Below are 15,563 nucleotides of genomic sequence, written 5' to 3' on the forward strand. Positions count from 1 at the left end.
TCAATGTGCCATTATCCAGGAAGGCTTAAACACTTGTTCCTATACTGCCTCTGGGCAGTCTGCACAGGGTTGTAGCGCAGACGAGTGAAAACTCGATCGAGAGGCATTCCATGGAGTGGCTGGGCCTGCAACTGTTCGCCGACCTGCCGGCAACCGGACGTATCCTGCTCGATTGTCGGCATGAGCCGCTGCTGGTTCTACTCGCCTACGTAGTAGCCTGCGCAGCCTGTTTCGCCACCCTCGACATGGCCGAGCGCCAGTCCCACAGCGAAGACCCTACCGCCCACCGGCAATGGAACGTACTTGGCGCCTGCTGCCTGGCCGGCGGCATCTGGGCCATGCATTTCATCAGCATGCTGGCCTTTAAGGCATCCGTCGAAGTGCACTACGACCTGCCGCTGACCATCCTTTCCCTGCTCATTGCCCTGGCGGTTGCATGGCTGGCCATGCGCAGCCTCGATCGCAAGGACATGCGCACGCCACACATCGTACAAAGCGCGGTACTGATCGGCATGGGTATCGTCCTCATGCACTTTGTCGGCATGGCCGCGATGCAAACCGGCGCCCGGCAGTACTACCAGACCGGCCCGCTGCTGGGTGCTGCCATCATCGCCCCGCTCACCAGCCTGCTGGCATTGCACCTGGCGCGTAACTTTCGCAATGGCAGCGGCACCCTGTACCAGGCCGCGAAGTACGGCGCCAGCCTGCTGATCGCCGCGGGCATGGTGGCTTCCCATTTCACGGCGATGTCGGCGATGACCCTGGTCATCCCCAGCGATACCGCACTGCGCTTGCCGTCTGGGGATAACAGCCTGCAACTGGCGCTGGGCATCGGTTTCATCACCTTGCTGATCAGTGGTGCCAGCATCAGTGCGGCCCTGGCCGACAAGAAGCTGCAAAGCAAGGAACATGACCTGCGCCGGGTCAGCGTGCTGCTCAGCGAACTGGACCAGGCCCGCGCGTCACTGCAGCAGGCAGCGCACTACGATGCACTGACCAACCTGGTCAACCGCCGTGGTTTCAACCAACTGTTCGCCGAACGCCTGGCCGAGCACCTGGCCAGCGAAAGCCGCCTGGCGGTGATGTTCCTGGATATCGACCATTTCAAACGCATCAATGACAGCCTTGGCCACCACGCTGGCGATGAATTGCTCAAGGTCATTGCCAACCATATCAAGGCCGCGACCCGCAGCCAGGACCTGGTGGCACGCTTTGGTGGCGATGAGTTCTGCGTGGTCACCAGCCTCAACAGCCGCGACGAAGCCCGCCACCTGGCCCAGCGCATCATGCAACGCATGAAAGACCCCATCGAGCTTTGTGGAAGGCGCATGGTGATGACCACCAGTATTGGGGTGAGTATCTTTCCGGATGATGGCAGCAGCGCCGAAGAGCTGCTCAAGCATGCGGACCTGGCCCTTTACCAGTCCAAGGACAACGGCCGCAACAGCCTGAATTTTTTCAATGACAGTCTCAAAGCACGCGCCTCGATTGCCCTGCAACTGGAAGAAGAGTTGCGACTGGCGCTGCTGGAAGAGCGCGGCCTGTGCGTGCATTACCAGCCGATCTTCGACCAGCGCACTGGGCGGGTGGCCAAGCTGGAAGCCCTGGTACGCTGGCAGCACCCCCAACATGGGCTGCTCGGGCCTGACCGGTTCATCGGCATAGCCGAAACCAACGGCCTGATCGTCGACCTCGACTTGTGGGTGTTGCGGCACGCCTGCGCCGACCTGGCACTGCTGCAGCGCGGCGGCCACGGCGACCTCAAGGTCACGGTCAACTGCTCGGCGGTGACCCTCAGCCATGACGAACTGCCCAACGAGGTGGAGAAGGCCTTGTTCCACGCCGGGGTTTCAGCGCAACAGCTGGAGCTGGAAGTGACCGAAAACGCCTTGATGGGGGATATCCAGCGCACGGTCAACCTGCTGAAACGGGTCCGCGCCCTGGGCGTCGCCCTGTCGATCGACGACTTCGGCACCGGCTACTCGTCCTTGGCCTACCTCAAGCACCTGCCCCTGGATGTGCTGAAGATCGACCGCACCTTCCTGCAAGGCGTGCCGGCCAGCCAGAAAGACCGTGAAATTGTCCAGGCAATCATCGTGATGGCGCATACCCTGCACTTGCAAGTGGTCAGCGAAGGCGTGGAAACCGAAGAACAGCGAGCGTTTCTCGCAGACCACGCCTGCGACTACCTGCAAGGCTTTCTGCTCGGGCGGCCAATGCCGTGGGCCGAACTGCAACCCATGCTGGGCCGGCTGCAGCGCACGCGCACGGTGTTTACCCCTTGCTGCGATACAGCGTTACCAGGGTCGCCGGATCTTTATGCAGGTACCCCTGGCTACCGTGCAGGCGCATCAGTTGCGCGGCGAGGCCACTGAGCGGTGTTGCCGAACCTTGCTCGCGCGAGAACTTGACCGCGCCGTCCAGGTCCTTGAGCAAGGTGCGCACGTGCCATTTGACCGGCTCGAAGCGGCTCTCGGCCATTTGCGGTGCCAGGATCTGCAACGGCCTGGAATCGGCAAAACCACCGGCCAGCGCCTCGGCCAGCAGCGTGGCGTCCACCCCGGCCTGCTCGGCCAGGGCCACCACTTCGGCAATCACCAGCGCATTGCAGGCGACGATCATCTGGTTGCACGCCTTGGTCACCTGGCCTGCGCCCACCGCCCCCATGTGCGTGACACGCTGGCCCAGCACCTCAAGTACCGGCTGAGCGCGCTGCAGGTCCGCCGCTTCGCCACCGACCATGATCGCCAGCGTGCCAGTTTCGGCACCGGCGGTGCCGCCTGACACCGGCGCATCGAGCCAGGCCATGCCGCACAGCGCTGCCAGCTCGGCCGCCATTTCTCGGGTGGCAGTAGGCTCCAGGCTCGAGAAGTCGATCAGCAACTGGCCACCACGGCCACCCTCGGCAACGCCTTGCTCGCCAAACACCACCTCACGCACCACCGCCGTGTCGGCCAGGCACAACAACACCATGTCGCTGTCGCGGCACAGTTCGGCCGGGCTGCCAGCCAGGCGGGCACCGGCGGCGACCAGCGCGGCGCACTTGTCCGGGCTACGGTTCCAGACCGTCAGCGGATAGCCCGCAGCCAGCAACCGGCGGCACATGGGCAAGCCCATCAGGCCAATGCCGGCAAAACCAAGCGAAGGTAGTGCAGTGTTCATCAATGACTCCCGTCAGATTCGATATCGAGCTGGTTTGCGGGGCAACCTCATTACGCATCCCGTAAACTGTTACCGCCACGCCGAATTGTTACTTACCTCTACCCGCCCTGAGCAGCGGCGAGCACCAAAACGAGGCCGGTGCGCATTTTTACGCACCAAAAAAGATCACGCCTGGTCAGCACCCTTCGCCTGGATCACGATGAACGGTGACACCACCACCGCCCATATATCTGGATCGCGGGTTTGCAGGTCCAGCGCCTGCTCTGCCGAGACAGGCCCCACAGTGCCATCACTACGCCATTTGGCGAAGATTTCACTGCGGTTCTCGGCCATTGCCTCAGCCACAGCGATCAGATCCAGGCTGGGGTCGACCCAAATCAGGTCACCCTTTGCCCAGAAACGCTCCAGCGCTTTCCACTCGATGATTGCAGTCTCGCCAAGCAATTTGGCATAGAGGGTGCTTGTTTGATCGGTCATGGGTGGTATCCGCAAAAATCGCCAATAAAAAGGCCGGCATTTTTGCAGAAAAACCCGGTTTCAAATATGTAATTTGGTCGATTAGCCCCGAACTTGTGGGCTGAAAGCGCAGATACAGGCAGTTTGATGGCGCCTTTCTGTATCTTTCTTTCGATCAAGCGACAACCCAGGAAGCAGGCACTTTTTGACCGCTTTTCAAGCGATCCGACAGCGCTCTACACTGTACCGGTACAGTTCCGGGACATGTTCCGGGGGAAAGGTGGGCTTGCGCGTTGGCATGGCCACGCCGCAAATCCCGCCCGGTCTGTAGCCCTGGCCGCCAGGACTATAAGAATTACAACAGAATGAGTGGAGCACTATGATCAAGATTTCCAAGCTGTTCGCCGCGATGGTACTGGCCGGGGTAGCCAGCCATTCGTTTGCCGCCGATACCATCAAGATCGGCATCGCCGGCCCCAAAACCGGCCCTGTGACCCAGTACGGCGACATGCAGTTCATCGGCGCCAAGCAAGCCATCAAGGATATCAACGCCGCTGGCGGCGTCGATGGCAAAATGCTTGAGGCCAAGGAATACGACGACGCTTGCGACCCCAAACAGGCCGTGGCAGTCGCCAACAAGGTGGTCAACGACGGCGTCAAGTTCGTCATCGGCCACCTGTGCTCCAGCTCCACCCAGCCGGCATCGGACATCTACGAAGACGAAGGCGTGATCATGATCACCCCGGCCGCCACTTCGCCGGAAATCACTGCCCGTGGCTACAAGCTGATCTTCCGCACCATCGGCCTGGACAGCGCCCAAGGCCCGGCGGCCGGCAACTACATCGCCGATTTCGTCAAACCGAAAGTGGTAGCGGTACTGCACGACAAGCAGCAGTACGGTGAAGGCATCGCCACCGCGGTCAAGCAGACCCTGGAGAAAAAAGGCACCAAGGTCGCCGTGTTCGAGGGCCTCAACGCGGGTGACAAGGACTTCTCCTCGATCATCCAGAAGCTCAAGCAGAACAACGTCGACTTCGTCTACTACGGTGGCTACCACCCAGAGCTGGGCCTGATCCTGCGCCAGGCTCAGGAAAAAGGCCTGAAAGCCAAGTTCATGGGCCCGGAAGGCGTGGGCAACGACTCCATCTCGCAGATCGCCCAGAACGCCTCCGAAGGCCTGCTGGTCACCCTGCCGAAGTCGTTCGACGCCGACCCTGCGAACAAGAAGATCGTCGACGCCATCAAGGCTGACGGCAAGGACCCAAGCGGCCCGTTCGTATTCCCTGCCTACTCGGCTGTGGAACTGATCGCCCAAGGCATCAAGGCCGCCAAGTCCGAAGATACCGACAAGGTGGCCGAGGCCATCCACGCCGGCACCTTCAAAACCCCGACCGGCGAGCTGTCCTACGACGCCAAAGGCGACCTGAAAGACTTCAAGTTCGTGGTCTACGAATGGCACTTCGGCAAGCCGAAGACCGAAGTCTCCCCTCAGTAACTGCGTGACTAATAGCTGACCTAGAAGCCCACTGTGCGAGCAGTGGGCTTTGTTTTACGAGGTTCATGGGCCTGGCCCCCGCGATCCGGGGGCGGGCTCACCTGAAAATCTTAAAACCGTCACCCGCGGTTTCCTGGCCTTACCCTCGCCAGCGAAATGCAAATCAGGTTTTTAGGAGCGCTGTAATGCCTGAGATCTACCATTTCTTCCAACAACTGGTTAATGGATTGACCATCGGCAGCACCTATGCCTTGATCGCCATCGGTTACACGATGGTGTACGGCATCATCGGCATGATCAACTTCGCCCACGGCGAGGTGTACATGATCGGTTCGTATGTGGCCTTCATCGCCCTGGCGGGCCTGGCCATGATGGGCATCCACTCGCTGCCCATCCTGATGACCGTTGCCTTCGTCGCGACGATCTTCGTCACCAGTGCCTACGGTTACAGCATCGAACGGGTTGCCTACCGCCCCCTGCGCAACAGCAACCGCCTGATCCCGCTGATTTCCGCCATCGGTATGTCGATCTTCCTGCAGAACACGGTCTTGCTGTCGCAAGATTCCAAGGACAAGTCCATCCCCAACCTGATCCCCGGCAGCTTCTCGTTCGGGCCAGGTGGCGCGGAGGAGGTACTGATCAGCTACATGCAGATCCTGGTGTTCGTGGTCACCCTGGTGGCCATGACCCTGCTCACACTGTTCATCTCCCGTTCCCGCCTGGGTCGCGCCTGCCGCGCCTGCGCCGAGGACATCAAGATGGCCAACCTGCTGGGCATCAACACCAACAACATCATCGCCCTCACCTTCGTCATCGGTGCCGCCCTGGCAGCCGTGGCGGCCGTGCTGCTGAGCATGCAGTACGGGGTGATCAACCCCAACGCCGGTTTCCTGGTGGGCCTGAAGGCCTTCACGGCGGCGGTACTGGGTGGCATCGGCAGCATCCCGGGCGCCATGCTCGGCGGGCTGGTGCTGGGCGTGGCCGAAGCGTTCGGCGCCGATATCTTCGGTGACCAGTACAAGGACGTCGTGGCATTCGGCTTGTTGGTTCTTGTCCTGCTATTCCGGCCGACCGGCATCCTGGGCCGCCCGGAGGTTGAAAAAGTATGAACAGAAATCTCAAACAGGCGTTCTTCAGCGCCTTGCTGGTCTGGGCCGTGGCCTTCCCGGTGCTGGGCCTGAAACTGAGCATCGACGGCATCAGCCTGGTGGTGCACAGCCAAGGCACGTTCACCATCAGCATCATTGCCGTGTGTTCGCTACTGATGTTCCTGCGGGTACTGTTCGACCGGCAGTGGAGTGCGGTGATGGGCCGCCGCTCGGACCGCAAACTGATCCCACCGGCAGTCAGCAACTACCTGACCCTGCCGAAAACCCAGCGCTACGTGATCATGGGCCTGATCGTCGCCGCATTGGTGTGGCCGTTCTTCGGTTCACGCGGCGCGGTCGACATTGCCACGCTGATCCTGATCTACGTGTTGCTAGGCCTGGGCCTGAACATCGTGGTTGGCCTGGCGGGCCTGCTCGACCTGGGTTACGTGGGTTTCTACGCCGTCGGCGCCTACAGCTACGCCATGCTGTCGCATTACCTGGGGTGGAGCTTCTGGGTATGCCTGCCGATCGCCGGCCTGATGGCCGCCACCTTCGGCTTCCTGCTCGGCTTCCCGGTGCTGCGCCTGCGCGGCGACTACCTGGCGATCGTGACGCTCGGCTTCGGCGAGATCATCCGCCTGTTCCTGCGTAACCTCACCGACTGGACCGGCGGCCCCAACGGCATCAGCAACATCCCCAAGCCGGAGTTCTTCGGCCTGACCTTCGAACGCCGTGCCGCCGAGGGCATGCAGACCTTCCATGAGTTCTTCGGTTTGCCGTACAACTCGATCAACAAGGTCATCTTCCTCTACCTGGTGGCCCTGCTGCTGGCCCTGCTCGCACTGTTCGTCATCAACCGCCTGCTGCGCATGCCGATCGGCCGCGCCTGGGAAGCCCTGCGCGAAGACGAGATCGCCTGCCGTGCACTGGGCCTCAACCCGACGGTGATCAAGCTTTCGGCGTTCACCCTGGGTGCCTGCTTCGCCGGTTTCGCCGGCAGCTTCTTCGCTGCGCGCCAAGGCCTGGTCACGCCCGAGTCGTTCACCTTCATCGAGTCGGCGATCATCCTCGCCATCGTCGTGCTCGGCGGCATGGGCTCACAACTGGGCGTGATCCTCGCGGCCATCGTGATGATCCTGCTGCCAGAGCTGATGCGAGAGTTCAGCGAATACCGGATGCTGATGTTCGGTGCGCTGATGGTATTGATGATGATCTGGCGTCCGCAAGGCCTGCTGCCTATGCAACGTCCACACATGGAGCTGCGTCGATGAGCCGCGAAATTCTGCAAGTCAGCGGCCTGAGCATGCGCTTCGGCGGCTTGTTGGCGGTCAACGGCGTGGGCCTGACCGTCAAGGAAAAACAGGTGGTGGCACTGATCGGGCCGAACGGCGCCGGCAAGACCACGGTGTTCAACTGCCTGACCGGCTTCTACAAGCCCAGCGGCGGTACCATCCTGCTCGATGGCCAGCCCATCCAGGGCCTGGCCGGGCACCAGATCGCCCGTAAAGGCGTGGTGCGCACCTTCCAGAACGTGCGCTTGTTCAAGGAAATGACCGCGCTGGAAAACCTGCTGATCGCCCAGCACCGTCACCTCAACACCAACTTCTTCGCCGGCCTGTTCAAGACCCCGGGCTTCCGCCGCAGCGAAAAGGAGGCCATGGAGCGCGCGCAGTACTGGCTGGAAAAGGTCAACCTGACCGAGTTCGCCAACCGTACCGCCGGCACCCTCGCCTACGGCCAGCAGCGCCGCCTGGAAATCGCCCGCTGCATGATGACCCAGCCGCGCATCATCATGCTCGACGAGCCGGCAGCTGGCCTGAACCCCAAGGAAACCGAAGACCTCAAGGCCCTGATCGGCTACCTGCGTGAGTCGCACAACGTCACCGTGCTGCTGATCGAGCACGACATGAAGCTGGTGATGAGCATTTCCGACCATATCGTGGTGATCAACCAGGGCACCCCCCTGGCCCACGGCACGCCCGAGGAGATCCGCGACAACCCTGATGTGATCAAAGCCTACCTGGGGGAAGCGTAAATGCTGAAGTTCGAGAACGTTTCCACCTTCTACGGCAAGATCCAGGCACTGCACAGCGTCAACGTGGAGATCAACCAAGGCGAGATCGTCACCCTGATCGGTGCCAACGGGGCCGGCAAGTCGACCCTGCTGATGACCCTGTGCGGCTCACCCCAGGCGCACAGCGGCAGCATCAAGTACCTGGGTGAAGAACTGGTCGGCCAGCCGTCCTCGCACATCATGCGCAAGAGCATTGCGGTGGTACCGGAAGGCCGCCGCGTGTTCGCCCGCCTGACCGTCGAGGAGAACCTGGCCATGGGTGGTTTCTTCACCGACAAAGGCGACTACCAGGCGCAACTGGACAAAGTCCTGCAGTTGTTCCCGCGCCTGAAGGAACGCTACGCCCAGCGTGGCGGCACCATGTCGGGTGGCGAGCAGCAGATGCTCGCCATTGGCCGTGCGCTGATGAGCAAGCCCAAGCTCCTGCTGCTCGACGAACCCTCGCTGGGCCTGGCGCCAATCATCATCCAGCAGATCTTCGACATCATCGAACAGCTGCGCCGTGACGGCGTAACGGTGTTCCTGGTGGAACAGAACGCCAACCAGGCGCTGAAGATTGCCGACCGGGCATACGTGCTGGAAAACGGCCGGGTGGTGATGCAAGGTACCGGGGAAGCCTTGTTGACCGACCCGAAGGTGCGCGACGCGTATCTGGGTGGTTGATTGGGGAAAGGGCCTTCACAGGCCCTTTTTTCTGCCTGCAAGGAACGTGTTGTCTGCATCGCCCCCCCGTCGCCGGCAAGCCAGCGCCTGCAAGTCCCCCGCGATCCTCAGGGCAGTGGGCGCCTGTGCGAGCAACCCTTGACTTGAGATCCACCGCCAGCCTGCGTAACGTGGCCAGCTTTCACGGCAAAGATCCCGGAGCCCGCCCCATGCGCCTCACCCCCACCCTGCTGCTCACCGCCCTGCTGCCCCTGTTCGCCGGCTGCCAACTGATGGCTGACGCCCCCAGCGACCCGAACATCGGCACCACGCGCATGCAGGGCGAACTGCGCGCTGCCGGTGGCCAGCTGCTGTTCAAGCCTTGCAGCGAAAACCGTACCTTCGTGATCAATGACGCTGGCGCCACCGGCATCCTGCAAGAAGCCGCCAACCTGGCCAAAGGTGCCGATGACAAGCTGTTCGCCGATGTGCGCGGCCGCCTCACCGGCAGCAAGCAGGCCAACAGCGACGGCCAGCTGGAAGTGCGCCGCCTGTACCGCCTGGAACCGTCCACCCGCGCCTGCGAAGACCCCAATTTCAGGCAACTGACCCTCCGCGCCAGCGGCCACGAGCCGGGCTGGGACGTCAAGGCCAGTGGCAAGGGCATGGTGCTCAACCGCGTGGGGCAAGCGCCCCTGCCCCTGCCTTTCCTTGAAGAAGAAGTCCCCGGTGGCGGCCTGACCCTGACCAGCGAAGCCAACGGTCAGCATGTGGAACTGTGGGTCGCACCACAACGCTGCGTAGACAGCGCCACTGGGGCCGTTGACCACCTGCGTGCCGAATTGCGCATCGACGGCAAGACCTTGCAAGGCTGCGGCTACTACGGCGGCGCACGCGACAACTGATCACCGGGCGCTTTTATCCTGCCAGTCAAGGCGGCTAACAGCTTATACTTGGCGGTTTGTTTAAAGCCGCCGGCCGCCCATGGCCGGGATACTGGACCCTGCCATGCTACGAATCACCGAACTGAAGCTGCCCCTGGACCACCCCGACGAAGCGCTGCGTGACGCCATCGTCCAGCGCCTGGGCATCCGCGACGAGCAACTGCTCAGCTTCAACCTGTTCAAGCGCAGCTACGATGCGCGCAAGAAGAACAGCGAGCTGCTGTTCATCTACACCATCGACCTGCAAGCCAGCAACGAAGCCGAGCTGCTTGCCAAGTTCGCCGATGATCGCAACATCGGCCCTGCCCCCGACGTGACCTACAAGTTCGTTGGCCAGGCCCCGGCCGGCCTGCAGGAACGCCCGATCGTGGTCGGCTTTGGCCCGTGCGGCATTTTTGCCGGCCTGCTGCTGGCGCAGATGGGCTTCAAGCCGATCATCCTCGAACGCGGCAAGGAAGTGCGCCAGCGCACCAAGGACACTTGGGGCCTGTGGCGCAAGAGCGTGCTCAACCCCGAGTCCAATGTGCAGTTCGGCGAAGGCGGCGCCGGCACCTTCTCGGACGGCAAGCTGTACAGCCAGATCAAGGACCCGCAGCACCACGGCCGCAAAGTGCTGGAAGAGTTCGTCAAGGCCGGTGCGCCCGACGAGATCCTGTACATCAACAAGCCGCACATCGGCACCTTCCGCCTGACCGGCATGGTCGAGCAGATGCGTCAGGACATGATCGCCCTCGGGGCCGAAGTGCGCTTCCAGGAAAAGGTCACCGACCTGCTGATCGAAGATGGCCAGTTGACCGGCGTGGTGCTGGAAAGCGGCGAGCAACTGCACTCGCGCCATGTGGTTCTGGCCCTGGGCCACAGTGCCCGCGACACCTTCCGCATGCTGCATGCCAAAGGCGTGTACATGGAAGCCAAGCCATTCTCGGTGGGCTTTCGCATCGAGCACCCACAAACGCTCATCGACAAGGCGCGCCTTGGCAAATACGCCGGTCACCCGAAACTGGGGGCTGCCGACTACAAACTGGTGTACCACGCCAGTAACGGCCGTTCGGTATACAGCTTCTGCATGTGCCCGGGCGGCACCGTGGTCGCCGCAACCAGCGAACCGGGCCGGGTAGTCACCAACGGCATGAGCCAGTACTCGCGTAACGAGCGCAACGCCAACTCCGGCATCGTCGTCGGCATCGACCCCGAACGCGACTACCCAGGCAGCCCGCTGGCCGGTATCGAACTGCAGGAGCGCCTGGAGGCCCATGCCTACGTGATGGGGGGCAGCAATTACCAGGCGCCGGCACAGCTGGTGGGTGACTTCGTTGCGGGGCGGCCGTCGACCGCGCTGGGCAGTGTCGAGCCATCCTACAAGCCGGGCGTGACCCTGGGCGATCTGGCACCAAGCCTACCGGCGTTCGCCATCGAGGCGATCCGCGAGGCACTGCCGGCATTCGACCGGCAGATCAAGGGCTACAACCTGCCTGATGCGGTGTTGACCGGGATCGAAACACGGACCTCGTCGCCGCTGCGCATCACCCGCGGCGAGGACTATCAGAGCCTGAACCTCAAGGGGCTGTTCCCGGCCGGCGAAGGCGCAGGTTATGCCGGTGGCATCCTGTCGGCAGGGGTCGACGGCATTCGCATTGCCGAAGCGGTAGCGCGGGACATGCTGGGCCTTTGACGGGGGTCAGCCGAGCCGTGGTTCGCGTACCCCGGCTCGGCCATCAGCCTGAAGCATAAAAAAACCCCGGCTGGCAGTCGCCAGTCGGGGTTTTGTTTGGCTGCGCTACGCTCAGTGCGAAACGCGGCTGGTGCCGTCAACAGTCATGATGCGCACACGGTCGCCCACACGGAAGATTTCGTTTTCCTGCACGGCCTGGACATAGGCACGCATGCTGCCGTCGTCTTCACGCACAGTGATCTCGACACCCTGGGTACGGGTCAGGCCTTCTTCGGCAGCGGAACCCGCCAGGCCACCGGCAACGGCACCGATGACTGCGGCAACGATGCTGCCACGGCCACCGCCGACGGCGCTGCCCGCCACACCACCGACAATGGCGCCCGCACCACCACCGATCGGGGTCTTGGTACCCTCGATCTTGACCGGGCGCAGGGATTCGATAGTGCCCATCCGTACGGTTTGCACGCGGCGGGCCTCATCACGGGAGTAGCTATCGCCGGTCAGGCTCGAGGCACAACCCCCTAGCAGCAGCGACATGGTGGTAAAGGTTGCCACCAGCAAAGCGGATTTACGCATGGGTAAAATCTCCATAAGTCAGGTGCTTATTAGACGCTGCACATTGACGGCTGTCACGGTACAAACGCAATAAAGTTGTTTTCATTCAGCCCGGGTACAGCCAGTGCGGCTGTGCCATGGCGCTTCAATTGAGACCAAGGATAGCCATGGATTACTTCATCGTCGTGGTGGCCACCGTTGCGGGGCTTTATTTCCACGGGTGGCTGTACGTGCGCATGCGCCGCTGGATGGACCGCGACCTGGCGTTGTCGCTGGCAGGGGCTGATCCGCACAAACGCGCGTTCATGCTGCAGAGGCTGGAGCAGGCGCGGCCGGCGAAGGTGAAGCGCAGGGAACTGGCAGGCTGGCTGCAACGGGAGGCGGTGGAGTATTCAAGGTCACGTTGAAAGACCGACCATGCCCTGATCCCACCTGTGGGAGCCCGGCTTGCCGGCGATGGGCCGCAAGGCCATGCCCTGTCGCGGTGTCGCGACAGGGCATGGCAAGCCCCGAAAAATCTCAGGGCGCCAACCGCTCCCGCAGCCACTGCCCATCGACCCGCCGGTAGTTGAGGCGGTCATGCAAACGGCTCGCCCGCCCCTGCCAGAACTCGACCCGCTCAGGCAGCAAGCGATAGCCACCCCAATGTTCCGGGCAATGTGGCTGCGTATCGGAGAACCGCGCTTCGGTGGCCTTCACCAGCCCCTCCAGCTCTTCACGCCCGGCGATCACCCGGCTCTGCGGTGAGGCCCAGGCCCCTAGGCGGCTGCCCAGTGGGCGTACCTGGTAATAGTCGTCCGACTCTTTAGCCGACACCTTCACCACCCGCCCCTCGATACGCACCTGGCGCTCCAGCGCCGGCCAGAAAAAGGTCATGGCTGCAAACGGGTTGGCTTGCAGGTGCTGGCCTTTGGCACTGTCATAATTGGTGAAAAAGGTGAAACCCTGCTCATCGAGCCCCTTGAGCAACAGTACCCGGCAATGCGGACGGCCCTCGCCGTCCACCGTGGCCAAGGTCATGGCGTTGGCTTCCACCGGCGCCTGCTCGGTTTTGACCGCGTCGGCGAACCACTGGTGAAACAGGGCGAACGGCTCGCCCGGCGCCTGGGCTTCTGCCAGGCCATCACGGGTGTAGTCGCGGCGCATATCGGCCAGGGATTGGGTCATTGCTGCGTTCCTTGACGATCAGTTGGTCTTCGCAGGGCTATTGGCAGCTACTTTCTTGTCGGTGGTAGCTTTCTTGGCGACAGGCTTGGCTGGCGCGGCTTTTTTCTTGGCCGTGGTTTTGGCAGGCGCCTTGGCCTTGGCCACGGGCTTTTTCGCTGCGGGCTTGGCAGCCGGCTTGCTGGTGGCCGGCTTGGCGGCAGGCGCCTTGGCATCCTGCACGGCCACCATTGCAGCCGGCGCCGGTGCCGGAGCAGCCTGTTGGTACTTGGCCAGCAGCGCGACCATGGTGTTTTGCGGGGTCAGCAGCATTTCCACGCGGCGGTTGAGGGCACGGCCCTCGGGGCTGTCATTGGCAGCACGCGGCATTACCGAACCCATACCCTTGAGGGTCAGGCGGTCACGCTGCAGGCCGCTGAGGCGGAAAATGGCCGAAACCGACGCGGCGCGTTCCAGGCTGAGCTTCTGGTTGGCAGCAGCGGCACCGCTAGTGTCGGCATGGCCCAATACCAGTACGGCAGTCTTAGGGTCGCCTTCAACCGTTTTGGCAACCCGGGTGATCGGGCCAAGCGACATGGGCAGCAGCATGTTCGGGCGGTCTGGGTTGTACGAGCTGTCCACCGGCAGGGTCACGGCCAACACATTGTCGCGGCGCTCCAGTTCCAGCTTGCTGTCCTTGATGGCTTCGCGCAGCTTTGGCTCGTACTCGTCCAGCCAGGCCTGGGTCGCCTGCTGGTCGATTTTAGGCACCACAGGGCCCTTGGCTTGCTGGTCGTCACCGCCGAACGGCCACCACCAGCGGCTGGTGCTTTCCGACTTGGCATCAGCCTTGGCCACATTGTCTGTGACGGCTGCCTTCACTTCCTGCTCGGCGACCTTGTCCGAACCGAAAGGCCACCAGCTGGAACCACCTTCCTTGGAGCCCTCCGGGGAGTGGCTGGCGCAACCGGTAACGGCGGTCAGACACAGGGCGAGTGCTAAGGTTTTATGTGAAGACATCAGCGATACACCATGAAATAGAAAGATATTTTGCCTAGGCACTTCAGGCGTTGGCATTGAGGATAGTCAAAGGGCGGAAGCAATACCCGCATTACCCGATCAAAGGCAACCGGCAAGCACACGGACCAGTTTTTGCGCCCGCGGGTCCATGAGCACATAAGGGCCGAGGGTATTGACCACGAAGCCGAACGCGACATCATGTTCCGGGTCGGCGAACCCCACAGCCCCCCCGGCCCCAGGGTGGCCAAAGGCGCGGGGCCCCAGGCCGAAGGTGGCGTTGGCCACCTCCGGCTGATCGAGCATGCAGCCCAGACCGAAGCGGGTCTGGGTGAGCAAGGTGCGGTCCTGGCCAAGGCTGTGTTCGCGGGTCAGTTCGTCGAGCAACTCGGACTCGAGCAGGCTGCCGTCCAGCAACCCGGCATAAAACCCCGCCAGGCTGCGTGCGTTGCCGTGGCCGTTGGCCGCCGGCTGCTGCATGCGCCGCCATTCCGGCTTGTTGGTGCTGGTCAGGATCGCCGGGGGGTTGGTAAAGGCACGGGTGGACAAGGCCTCGGGCTCACGCAGGGTCACCTGCAGCAAGCGCTGCGCCGCGGCGTCACCGGGGTTGCCTTTGCCGCGGGCAATATGCGCCACGCGGTGAAACGCTTCGTCGGCCAGGCCAACATGAAAATCCAGCCCTAGCGGGCGAGCGGTACGCGCCACGATCGAGTCACCCGGGGCCCGGCCGTCGGCCCGGCGAATCAGTTCGCCGATCAGCCAGCCGTAGGTGATGGCGGCATACCCGTGTTCCGTGCCAGGCGCCCACCACGGCGTTTCGGCCGCCAGGGCATCGACCATGACCTGCCAGTCATACAAGGCTTCGGCCGGCAGCAGCACGCGTAGGGCGGGCAAACCCGCACGGTGGCTGAGCAGTTGGCGCAGGGTGATCGCTTGCTTACCGGCCTGGGCAAACTCGGGCCAGTAGTTGGCCACCGGTGCATCGAGTGCCAGCTTGCCCTCGCCGACCAGCTGCAGTGCGGTCACCGCGGTGAAGGTCTTGGTACAGGAAAACAGGTTGGCGATGGTGTCGCTGTGCCACGCCTGCTGGCCGTCCTTGTCTGCACTGCCGGCCCACAGGTCGACCACGGTTTCGCCCCCCACCTGGATGCACAGCGCGGCGCCACGCTCCTGGGGATCATCGAACAGCGCGGCAAAAGCCTCGCGCACGGCTTCGAACTTCAGCTCATAGTGACCCTGGATCTGCACCCGCTGCTCTCCGTGTGACGATAGTCAAAAAGGTCTGCATTGTTTCAGTAGTTGGGCGTTTTGC

At 62.7% G+C, this 15,563-nt stretch carries 15 protein-coding genes; 9 read left to right on the plus strand and 6 right to left on the minus strand.

Going from position 1 to position 15,563, the window contains the following annotated elements; genetic code table 11:
- Positions 1 to 110 precede the first annotated feature (110 nt).
- Positions 111 to 2,375, plus strand: coding sequence for a putative bifunctional diguanylate cyclase/phosphodiesterase (locus K4A76_RS17740; RefSeq protein WP_274410820.1), 2,265 nt, complete (start codon positions 111 to 113; stop codon positions 2,373 to 2,375).
- On the opposite strand, the gene K4A76_RS17745 is transcribed toward K4A76_RS17740, so the two are convergent.
- Together K4A76_RS17745 and K4A76_RS17750 are read right to left on the minus strand one after the other, a co-directional pair.
- Positions 2,275 to 3,162: an NAD(P)-dependent oxidoreductase gene (locus K4A76_RS17745; protein ID WP_274410821.1), complete on the minus strand. Its 888-nt coding sequence runs from the start codon at positions 3,160 to 3,162 to the stop codon at positions 2,275 to 2,277. The two genes, K4A76_RS17740 and K4A76_RS17745, sit on opposite strands and share 101 nt — an antisense overlap.
- Before the next feature lie 165 nt (positions 3,163 to 3,327).
- Complete coding sequence (locus K4A76_RS17750; RefSeq protein ID WP_274410822.1) at positions 3,328 to 3,639, minus strand: DUF2288 domain-containing protein; 312 nt, start codon at positions 3,637 to 3,639, stop codon at positions 3,328 to 3,330.
- A 358-nt stretch (positions 3,640 to 3,997) separates the two neighbouring features.
- Between K4A76_RS17750 and K4A76_RS17755 the strand changes: the two genes are divergently transcribed.
- The 7 genes from K4A76_RS17755 to K4A76_RS17785 all read left to right on the plus strand — a co-directional run bounded on the left by K4A76_RS17755 (position 3,998) and on the right by K4A76_RS17785 (position 11,536).
- On the plus strand, positions 3,998 to 5,113 hold the full coding sequence (locus K4A76_RS17755) for a branched-chain amino acid ABC transporter substrate-binding protein (RefSeq protein WP_009684619.1): 1,116 nt from the start codon (positions 3,998 to 4,000) through the stop codon (positions 5,111 to 5,113).
- Positions 5,114 to 5,298: 185 nt separating this feature from the next.
- Positions 5,299 to 6,222, plus strand: a complete 924-nt coding sequence (livH, locus tag K4A76_RS17760) for a high-affinity branched-chain amino acid ABC transporter permease LivH (RefSeq protein ID WP_008097482.1) — start codon at positions 5,299 to 5,301, stop codon at positions 6,220 to 6,222.
- Entirely contained in the window at positions 6,219 to 7,475 is a 1,257-nt protein-coding gene (locus K4A76_RS17765; RefSeq protein ID WP_009684618.1) for a high-affinity branched-chain amino acid ABC transporter permease LivM, read from the plus strand. Before livH ends, K4A76_RS17765 begins: the two co-directional genes overlap by 4 nt.
- Complete coding sequence (gene livG, locus K4A76_RS17770) at positions 7,472 to 8,239, plus strand: high-affinity branched-chain amino acid ABC transporter ATP-binding protein LivG (protein ID WP_009684617.1); 768 nt, start codon at positions 7,472 to 7,474, stop codon at positions 8,237 to 8,239. Before K4A76_RS17765 ends, livG begins: the two co-directional genes overlap by 4 nt.
- A complete protein-coding gene (locus K4A76_RS17775) occupies positions 8,240 to 8,941 on the plus strand; it encodes an ABC transporter ATP-binding protein (RefSeq protein WP_029887511.1) in 702 nt (233 codons plus the stop codon).
- Between the two features lie 209 nt (positions 8,942 to 9,150).
- Positions 9,151 to 9,825 carry a COG3650 family protein gene (locus K4A76_RS17780; protein WP_110679136.1) on the plus strand — a complete coding sequence of 225 codons (675 nt, stop codon included), beginning with the start codon at positions 9,151 to 9,153 and terminating at the stop codon, positions 9,823 to 9,825.
- 103 nt (positions 9,826 to 9,928) lie between these two features.
- Positions 9,929 to 11,536, plus strand: coding sequence for an NAD(P)/FAD-dependent oxidoreductase (locus K4A76_RS17785; protein WP_009684614.1), 1,608 nt, complete (start codon positions 9,929 to 9,931; stop codon positions 11,534 to 11,536).
- A 111-nt stretch (positions 11,537 to 11,647) separates the two neighbouring features.
- Here the strand turns inward: K4A76_RS17785 and K4A76_RS17790 are convergent, their stop codons facing one another.
- Positions 11,648 to 12,112: a glycine zipper 2TM domain-containing protein gene (locus K4A76_RS17790; RefSeq protein WP_009684613.1), complete on the minus strand. Its 465-nt coding sequence runs from the start codon at positions 12,110 to 12,112 to the stop codon at positions 11,648 to 11,650.
- A 146-nt stretch (positions 12,113 to 12,258) separates the two neighbouring features.
- Here K4A76_RS17790 and K4A76_RS17795 point away from each other — a divergent pair, with 146 nt between their 5' ends.
- Entirely contained in the window at positions 12,259 to 12,498 is a 240-nt protein-coding gene (locus K4A76_RS17795) for a hypothetical protein (protein WP_274410823.1), read from the plus strand.
- Between the two features lie 112 nt (positions 12,499 to 12,610).
- Here K4A76_RS17795 and pdxH read toward each other — a convergent pair whose 3' ends face one another.
- From pdxH to K4A76_RS17810, 3 genes are all read right to left on the minus strand, one after another.
- The gene (pdxH, locus tag K4A76_RS17800) at positions 12,611 to 13,258 is read right to left on the minus strand and encodes a pyridoxamine 5'-phosphate oxidase (RefSeq protein ID WP_009684611.1); all 648 of its coding nucleotides are present in this window, start codon (positions 13,256 to 13,258) and stop codon (positions 12,611 to 12,613) included.
- Between the two features lie 18 nt (positions 13,259 to 13,276).
- Positions 13,277 to 14,254 carry an OmpA family protein gene (locus tag K4A76_RS17805; RefSeq protein ID WP_054904080.1) on the minus strand — a complete coding sequence of 326 codons (978 nt, stop codon included), beginning with the start codon at positions 14,252 to 14,254 and terminating at the stop codon, positions 13,277 to 13,279.
- Between the two features lie 99 nt (positions 14,255 to 14,353).
- A complete protein-coding gene (locus K4A76_RS17810) occupies positions 14,354 to 15,499 on the minus strand; it encodes a serine hydrolase domain-containing protein (protein WP_125854515.1) in 1,146 nt (381 codons plus the stop codon).
- Positions 15,500 to 15,563: the final 64 nt, after the last annotated feature.

Origin of the sequence: Pseudomonas sp. NEEL19 (assembly GCF_028751975.1) — a bacterium.
GTDB lineage: Bacteria > Pseudomonadota > Gammaproteobacteria > Pseudomonadales > Pseudomonadaceae > Aquipseudomonas > Aquipseudomonas juntendi.

Bases quoted from the DNA above. Each gene is read 5' to 3' on its own strand.
- K4A76_RS17740 (WP_274410820.1), top strand. From the start codon at position 111: ATGGAGTGGCTGGGCCTGCAACTGTTCGCCGACCTGCCGGCAACCGGA.
- K4A76_RS17745 (WP_274410821.1), bottom strand. From the start codon at position 3,162: ATGAACACTGCACTACCTTCGCTTGGTTTTGCCGGCATTGGCCTGATG.
- K4A76_RS17750 (WP_274410822.1), bottom strand. From the start codon at position 3,639: ATGACCGATCAAACAAGCACCCTCTATGCCAAATTGCTTGGCGAGACT.
- K4A76_RS17755 (WP_009684619.1), top strand. From the start codon at position 3,998: ATGATCAAGATTTCCAAGCTGTTCGCCGCGATGGTACTGGCCGGGGTA.
- livH (WP_008097482.1), top strand. From the start codon at position 5,299: ATGCCTGAGATCTACCATTTCTTCCAACAACTGGTTAATGGATTGACC.
- K4A76_RS17765 (WP_009684618.1), top strand. From the start codon at position 6,219: ATGAACAGAAATCTCAAACAGGCGTTCTTCAGCGCCTTGCTGGTCTGG.
- livG (WP_009684617.1), top strand. From the start codon at position 7,472: ATGAGCCGCGAAATTCTGCAAGTCAGCGGCCTGAGCATGCGCTTCGGC.
- K4A76_RS17775 (WP_029887511.1), top strand. From the start codon at position 8,240: ATGCTGAAGTTCGAGAACGTTTCCACCTTCTACGGCAAGATCCAGGCA.
- K4A76_RS17780 (WP_110679136.1), top strand. From the start codon at position 9,151: ATGCGCCTCACCCCCACCCTGCTGCTCACCGCCCTGCTGCCCCTGTTC.
- K4A76_RS17785 (WP_009684614.1), top strand. From the start codon at position 9,929: ATGCTACGAATCACCGAACTGAAGCTGCCCCTGGACCACCCCGACGAA.
- K4A76_RS17790 (WP_009684613.1), bottom strand. From the start codon at position 12,112: ATGCGTAAATCCGCTTTGCTGGTGGCAACCTTTACCACCATGTCGCTG.
- K4A76_RS17795 (WP_274410823.1), top strand. From the start codon at position 12,259: ATGGATTACTTCATCGTCGTGGTGGCCACCGTTGCGGGGCTTTATTTC.
- pdxH (WP_009684611.1), bottom strand. From the start codon at position 13,258: ATGACCCAATCCCTGGCCGATATGCGCCGCGACTACACCCGTGATGGC.
- K4A76_RS17805 (WP_054904080.1), bottom strand. From the start codon at position 14,254: ATGTCTTCACATAAAACCTTAGCACTCGCCCTGTGTCTGACCGCCGTT.